The sequence below is a fragment of the uncultured Methanobrevibacter sp. genome (assembly GCF_902769175.1).
Taxonomy (GTDB): domain Archaea; phylum Methanobacteriota; class Methanobacteria; order Methanobacteriales; family Methanobacteriaceae; genus Methanobrevibacter.
In genome coordinates this window covers 56972-63265 of the sequence record NZ_CACXNW010000011.1, presented here as the reverse complement: position 1 = coordinate 63265, position 6294 = coordinate 56972, and the positions used below count along the sequence as shown (strand labels likewise).

Annotated in this window: 9 protein-coding genes; all 9 read left to right on the top strand. The window is 37.5% G+C overall.

The window, feature by feature from the left end; all coding sequences use genetic code 11:
* Window positions 1–339 precede the first annotated feature (339 nt).
* The 9 genes from QZV12_RS05075 to QZV12_RS05035 all read left to right on the top strand — a co-directional run bounded on the left by QZV12_RS05075 (window position 340) and on the right by QZV12_RS05035 (window position 6253).
* The gene (locus tag QZV12_RS05075) at window positions 340–1668 is read left to right on the top strand and encodes a hypothetical protein (protein WP_295618229.1); all 1329 of its coding nucleotides are present in this window, start codon (window positions 340–342) and stop codon (window positions 1666–1668) included.
* 379 nt (window positions 1669–2047) lie between these two features.
* The gene (locus QZV12_RS05070) at window positions 2048–2872 is read left to right on the top strand and encodes an AAA family ATPase (RefSeq protein ID WP_295618226.1); all 825 of its coding nucleotides are present in this window, start codon (window positions 2048–2050) and stop codon (window positions 2870–2872) included.
* Window positions 2873–3505: 633 nt separating this feature from the next.
* Window positions 3506–3670 (top strand): hypothetical protein, encoded by a 165-nt coding sequence (locus QZV12_RS05065; protein WP_295618223.1) that lies wholly within the window; start codon window positions 3506–3508, stop codon window positions 3668–3670.
* Window positions 3670–3825 (top strand): hypothetical protein, encoded by a 156-nt coding sequence (locus tag QZV12_RS05060; protein ID WP_295618220.1) that lies wholly within the window; start codon window positions 3670–3672, stop codon window positions 3823–3825. Before QZV12_RS05065 ends, QZV12_RS05060 begins: the two co-directional genes overlap by 1 nt.
* Before the next feature lie 9 nt (window positions 3826–3834).
* Window positions 3835–4059, top strand: a complete 225-nt coding sequence (locus QZV12_RS05055) for a hypothetical protein (protein WP_295618217.1) — start codon at window positions 3835–3837, stop codon at window positions 4057–4059.
* Window positions 4056–4217, top strand: coding sequence for a hypothetical protein (locus tag QZV12_RS05050; protein ID WP_295618214.1), 162 nt, complete (start codon window positions 4056–4058; stop codon window positions 4215–4217). Before QZV12_RS05055 ends, QZV12_RS05050 begins: the two co-directional genes overlap by 4 nt.
* Before the next feature lie 24 nt (window positions 4218–4241).
* Window positions 4242–4670 carry a hypothetical protein gene (locus tag QZV12_RS05045; RefSeq protein WP_295618211.1) on the top strand — a complete coding sequence of 143 codons (429 nt, stop codon included), beginning with the start codon at window positions 4242–4244 and terminating at the stop codon, window positions 4668–4670.
* Window positions 4667–5422, top strand: coding sequence for a hypothetical protein (locus QZV12_RS05040; protein WP_295618208.1), 756 nt, complete (start codon window positions 4667–4669; stop codon window positions 5420–5422). The genes QZV12_RS05045 and QZV12_RS05040 overlap by 4 nt, the downstream gene beginning before the upstream one ends.
* Window positions 5423–5503: 81 nt before the next feature.
* Window positions 5504–6253 (top strand): hypothetical protein, encoded by a 750-nt coding sequence (locus QZV12_RS05035; RefSeq protein WP_295618205.1) that lies wholly within the window; start codon window positions 5504–5506, stop codon window positions 6251–6253.
* Window positions 6254–6294: the final 41 nt, after the last annotated feature.

Here is a 6294-nt window from a genome sequence, read left to right as displayed (position 1 = left end):
AAAAACACACACCACCAAAAACAGAAACCAAAAATATCCATACAAACAACACCAAAAAAAAAACACACACCACCAAAATCAGAAACCAAAAATATTCATGCAAACAACACCATAATTAGATATTCACTACTTTTATATATCCTATAAATAAAAATAGTATTATTTAAAAAAGAAATTAACATATGGAATTATTGAAAATTCTTTAAAAGATGGACATAGGATGATTTAATATGATAGACACCCATTATGATTCTGATGTATCCATGTCAAGGGTTTTTGTTCGAGCATAATAAAACGAATATTAGTTTTCAGATGCTCTTATCGAACTTTTATATTGACATGGAGGCAAGTATTAATATGGAAATATCAAAACAGCAGGTGCTCAATGACCCTGAGTACAAGAACTTTTTATTGCAGAAACCTACATTATCACAAGCCAGCAAGGATTCCTACGTTGTGGCGCTGAAGAACTTCATGGAATTCTCCGGCGAGCCATTCTACAAGACCATTCACGAATTGAGGTCCTTGCAGAACGACAGGATTGAGAACAATGTCATCATAAGGTTCAATCCCAACCAGTCCAAGATAAATTTGCTGCATTATGAATTCATAGATTATCTGATAAACAACAACTGCAGCAGCGTCACATTGAATTCCTACATAACAAGGATGAGAGCCATTTTCAACACTTTAGGAATCATATTGCCGAAGTTTCCTGACTTGAACAAGGTGCCCAAGAGCTGGTATGTCCTGACAAAGGAGGACATCAAATATGTCTTGGACATCTGCACATTGCCCTACAAGGCAATCATCAATTTCGCTGCAGTGACAGGCATGAGGATTGCAGACATAAGCAATCTGAAGGTGAAGGACTTCATGAAGGCGACAGAGGAATACCACAACTGCACTGAAGTGAAGGACTTCCTGAATTGTGCTGAGCCTGGAATGATGGGATTTTGGGAGCTGATGCCTCAGAAGACCATAAGGAGCAATGTTCAGTGCAAGGTGTTCAACACTCCCGAATGCAGTGACCTGATTCTTTTCTCCTTGAATGAAAGGGTGAAGTATTATGAAAAGCTGAGGGAGAAAAAAGGACTGGACTATGAAATAACCAAGAACGATCCACTCTTTGGAAACAGGACCTTTAACTATAAAAGGCATATAAAGGCAAAGTCCATCAGCGTTACATTGGGGAGGTACAAGTCCACACTGATTGCCGAAAGGGAAAGGGTCTTCAGGTACAAGTACGAGCAAGAGGAGATAAGCAAGGAAACATATGAGGAGAGCGTTGCCACAATCCCCAATTTCCACGCCCATGGATTGAGGAAGTTCTTCATCACAACCTTGGCTCAAAACCGTGTTGATGCAAGGATAAGCGCATTGATGGAAGGGCATGTCCCTCCAATACAGACAGACAGCCATTATGTCAACAGCGCCTTTCTTAAGGACTCCATCAGAGAGGAGTACATGAGGTGCATTCCAGACCTCAGCTTCGAGAATGTGGAAGTCCGCTTCCTAACCAGTGAAGAAAGGAAAAGCCTTGAAGAGAAGATTGCCGACTTGACTGAGGAAAACAGGAGCATGAAGAATAACATGAAACAGTATGTTGATGAGGCTGTTCATGAACAATTGGAAGATATTGTTGGTCATTGGATGACAGTTAGATAACCACAAAATTTTTAATTTGGAGGAATGGTTTCATTCTTCCTTTTTTACTTTTTTTACCATTTTCTGTTGATGCAATCTATACATTAATATTATTTTTTCATCAAATTTTATAATGTTTCATTTTAATTGGTTGCACCTATAAGGATTAATGGTGTTGTTTGCATATTGCATTAAATAATCAATCGTATTTTTAATATTATTGCATTGTTTTTTCATCCTATTTTTTCATATTTTTTACACTTGAAACATAGTCTCTATTAGTTTTCATATGCTCTAAGTTTGATTTTTTATATAGGCAGTTTACAAATTATAGTGTACATGAGTAGGTAGATGTGTAATTGAATTTATACGAGTTTTTTATTTTTAAAGAGGCATTTAAATGAATAAGAATGAATTTTTAAAAGCTATAAATCATAGAGGATCTAGCGTATTTGCAAATGAAAAAGTTTTTGGGATGAATTATGTTCCTGATATTTTCAATTATCGGGATGAGCAAGTGAACAAATTAGCGGCGTATTGCCGTTGCATTGGAAATAATATTGCTCCAAGAAACCTCTTGTTGACTGGAGAGAATGCTACAGGGAAAACCACTACGCTCAAGTATTTCCTTAGATTGTTGCTTGATGAATTTTCTAACGTTGAAGTAATATACGTCAATTGCCAGATGGACAATACTCCTAATGCTATTTATAGAGAAATTTACAGGGAAGTATGTAATTCTGATGGAGCAGTAATTGGAAACACCAACACCACTTTATTAGAAAAGATTACTGAAAATTTAAAGCAAACCAATAAGATATTGATTGTTTGTATGGATGATTTTAACAGGTTCAAATCAAAGGAAGGGTTAAATGACATGCTTTATAATTTTTTAAGGATACATGAGGTTGAACCTAATGTTCAGATTTCCATTTTCACAATCAGCTATGAAGAGGATTTGAATTCGGACTCTGCTGTTAGATCAGTTTTCAATCGCTCCACTATTTTTTTTGAACAGTATACTCAAGACGAAATGTATGGGATTTTGAAGAATCGGTGCGAATATGGCTTCCGTCCGGATGTCATCAGTGACGATTTAATAATGGAAGTCGCAAAAAGAGCTTATAAACGTAGGGATATCAGGCATGGAATTACTATGTTAAGAGATGCAGGATTAAGAGCCGACATTGAAGGTTCATCAATAATCACAAAGGATTTTTTATAGTAGAAATTATTTCTTTTTTTGTTTATTTTCAATTTACTATATTTTTTTTAAACTTTTTTTTACACTTGAAATGTAACCTCGCCCCCTGGGGTCGGGTCTGGGGTCTGGGTCTGTCTCAGGATGACTGCTTATATACTACTTAAAACAGAAAATAGAGTATGTATTTAACTCAAAAAATTTTTTAAAAAATAGATGTCTTTTATGAAATTTATTTAAAAAAATTGGTGAAAATAAGTACTAGCTTCGCAGAGTAAAATGCAATATTGGCGTATTGTAAATTACTCTCCACTAGCTGTTGCAATTAAAAAAAGAAATATCGAGCGTGATAATTATTTTTTTATGCAACATTTTATATATTGGACTTTCCAATATTTAAAATCTTGCTTTTTATGGCTAAATGACAGCTATTAAGCCGTATAGATTTGAATCTACTTTTTTTAATATCTTTCTAAAACTTTTCACTTATTATCTAAAAAACTTTTAAAGAGATTATTTTTAGAAAATAAGATTTATTTGCTCTCTATTTTTTATTTAAAAAGTTTTAAATACAAAGAACAATAAATAACTAAATAAGGAAGATTATTATGAGTTTGCGCTCCATAATTTTCCTTAAATAATATCGAGCGTGTAATTATGGAAAGATTAATAGAAATAGAAGGCGTTCAGTACACCGAAGCTCAAATCAAAAGAGCTTTGGCTATTGAATGTGATGTACGATCTCCTAATTTCATTGACATGTTATTGGGAAAGATAGAGCTTAGTGAATTTATAAGAAGCGTTGACCAAGGTGATGCCTGATGTGCTACGTTGGAAACACAAGGACATTGGTCTATCACAAGGAAGACTGCTTCTGCAACCACTGGCTGTTGAATGAGAACAAGACCATTCTCGAGGAAAAGCCTTTAGACATGAAACCTTGCAGCTTCTGCAAACCACAGTTTGACACTGAATAGGTGTTGGATATGGTTGCAGAGATGGTTGAAAACATCAGGAAAGGAGAAAAAGGAGGGTATTCCATCTACCCTCCCTTTTCCTGCATTGTTTTCCTACAGGGCGAAAAGTATTCCGAATGCTGCTGCAAGCCTCAGGCAAGGGATCAGAAGTTTGCACTTGTGAACCTTGTAGGCTTCAGGAGAGAGGATGTCAAGGTCATAGACCCAAGGACAAACGAGGAGCTGTTCGTATGAGCATGCTTGCAGACTTCGAGCCTGCAAGGCTCCACAAGAGGACATGGGTAGAAAGGCATGATGTCGAAATCCTTGCTGTCATATGCCTTGCCATAAGCATTGCAATGCTACTTCTTTTCTTTGCGCTTGCAGAGCCGACCGTTGCAGGAGTGATCTAGATGACAAAGGAATTTGAGGACTTCATGAGAAGGAACAGTTCTTTGCTTGTTTTCTTGAGATGGGACACCATTGCATACATGAAGTATCTGGAATCTCATTATGATGAGGATAAGTACAGATGTGCCTACAGGTTGCTTGAAGCTATTGACAATCTATTTGAATTCTACCAGGTGACCTTCAGCAGAAAGACTGAAAAGGACATTCCTGACGTTTTGTTTGAAAAGGACAAGATAAACAAAGGATTCCTTTCACATATAGGAAAGGCTTGCAAAAAGCAGTCTGATTTTTACGGTCAGAGATGGAAGTCCACAAGAGGAATCAGAGATGCCTACGGACACTATTCCGCAGGAAACTTCCTGTTTGCAGACATATACGGCTGTTTGCACAGGATAAGTGACGATTGCTATAGGGTCTTGAAATTTTACGAATATGAAATAGGAGATAAATCATGAACGAATTGGTAACCACCACTAATGAGAATAATGTACCAGTCGATGTTGACTATGCTATAGAGGAATGGAAGGCATACCAGCGATTGACTCGGGAATTGCTAGATGAAACAGATTATCAGACACATAGAGGCAGGAAGTACAAGACCAAGAGCGCTTGGCAGAAGTACGCACGTGCCTTCAACATAAACACACAGATAATCGACAAGGAAATCGTCAAGAATGACAAGGGTGTAGTCATGGAAGCGGAGTATACTGTAAGGGCTACCTTGCCTAACGGTCGCTTTGTCGAGTCAGACGGAAGCTGTGATAGGAGAGAGTCCGGAAAAAGGGAAATGAGCAACCACAGCATAAAGGCGACAGCCAAGACTCGTGCCACAAACAGAGCCATAAGCGAGCTCATAGGTGCAGGAGACGTGAGCGCTGACGAGCTTGACCCAGCCTTCGACAAGGCTAGCCAATCCAAGCAAAACGATGTTATCGATGCCGAGGTCGAGGAGATAATGAAGTCTCCTTATGATGAGGATGTCGGATTCACAACTGCTGATGAGATCGAGCCTATAGACGACAACCCTGTATGCAGGAACTGGGTCAAGACCATCTGCAAGACAATCAAGGACGAAGGAAAGCCTTGCCTCAAAGGTGTCCTCATCCAAAGGGCTAAGACCATCGGCACCATGACTGACGAGGAAAGGAACAGGCTTATAGATTACATAAAGTCTCTTCCAAATGGAGAAGTGAAATTTGAGGATTGAATATGAACGGAGAGAGGACTAAATTTTTGATAGTTCCTTTCTCTTAAACACATTTTAAAAATGATTTTATTGGGTGAAACTATGAATGATCTTAACGGAGAAAAAACTAATTTGGATAAGCTGGAAGAGTTTTTCAGCAATAACTACAGAGACCCTGTTTACGAAGCTTTGGAGAAGTATCCTGAAGAAAGGTCTTTGATTGTTGACTTTAATGACTTGGAAGAGTTTGACGCTGATTTGGCGGACTACCTGATTGAAAGACCTATGGAAGTCATTAAGATTTCCAAAAGAGCAATCAAGAAGATTGATCCTTTAATGAAAAATGCCGATTTAAATGTCAGATTTGAAAACATTAGCAATCAATTTTCATTAACCGACATTTCAAGCAGAATGATTGGGAAGTTCGTTAAAGTTAGAGGAATTGTGGATGATGTTGATAAAGTGAGCGCAAGGGTTGACACTGCAAAATTTGAATGCAGAGGATGCATGAGAATCCATGAGGTTGAACAGGATTTGAATGCACCTATGAAAGAACCCGCAATATGCTCCGAATGTGGATGCAGGTCTTTTAGATGGCTTAAGGACGAGTCTACATTTGAAGATGTCCAAAGTGCTGTGCTTAAGGAGATAATTCTTGATGATTCTAAAATGTCTGAACCGATAAAACTTTTGATCTATTATGAGGGAGACTTAATCAGAGAACTGAAGAAAGAGGATATAGTAGATTTGACAGGTACTTTAAAGACAATTAAGGATGAAAAAACAGGATATTTCAATTTCTATTTGCATGTGAACCACATTGAATTCATTTACAAGTGGGGCATCAGCTAAATTGAACATATTAAACAGGTATTTGATTTATTGAAGATGGT

Bases quoted from the DNA above. Each gene is read 5' to 3' on its own strand.
- QZV12_RS05065 (WP_295618223.1), top strand. From the start codon at position 3,506: ATGGAAAGATTAATAGAAATAGAAGGCGTTCAGTACACCGAAGCTCAA.
- QZV12_RS05070 (WP_295618226.1), top strand. From the start codon at position 2,048: ATGAATAAGAATGAATTTTTAAAAGCTATAAATCATAGAGGATCTAGC.
- QZV12_RS05045 (WP_295618211.1), top strand. From the start codon at position 4,242: ATGAGAAGGAACAGTTCTTTGCTTGTTTTCTTGAGATGGGACACCATT.
- QZV12_RS05040 (WP_295618208.1), top strand. From the start codon at position 4,667: ATGAACGAATTGGTAACCACCACTAATGAGAATAATGTACCAGTCGAT.
- QZV12_RS05060 (WP_295618220.1), top strand. From the start codon at position 3,670: ATGTGCTACGTTGGAAACACAAGGACATTGGTCTATCACAAGGAAGAC.
- QZV12_RS05075 (WP_295618229.1), top strand. From the start codon at position 340: ATGGAGGCAAGTATTAATATGGAAATATCAAAACAGCAGGTGCTCAAT.
- QZV12_RS05035 (WP_295618205.1), top strand. From the start codon at position 5,504: ATGAATGATCTTAACGGAGAAAAAACTAATTTGGATAAGCTGGAAGAG.
- QZV12_RS05050 (WP_295618214.1), top strand. From the start codon at position 4,056: ATGAGCATGCTTGCAGACTTCGAGCCTGCAAGGCTCCACAAGAGGACA.
- QZV12_RS05055 (WP_295618217.1), top strand. From the start codon at position 3,835: ATGGTTGCAGAGATGGTTGAAAACATCAGGAAAGGAGAAAAAGGAGGG.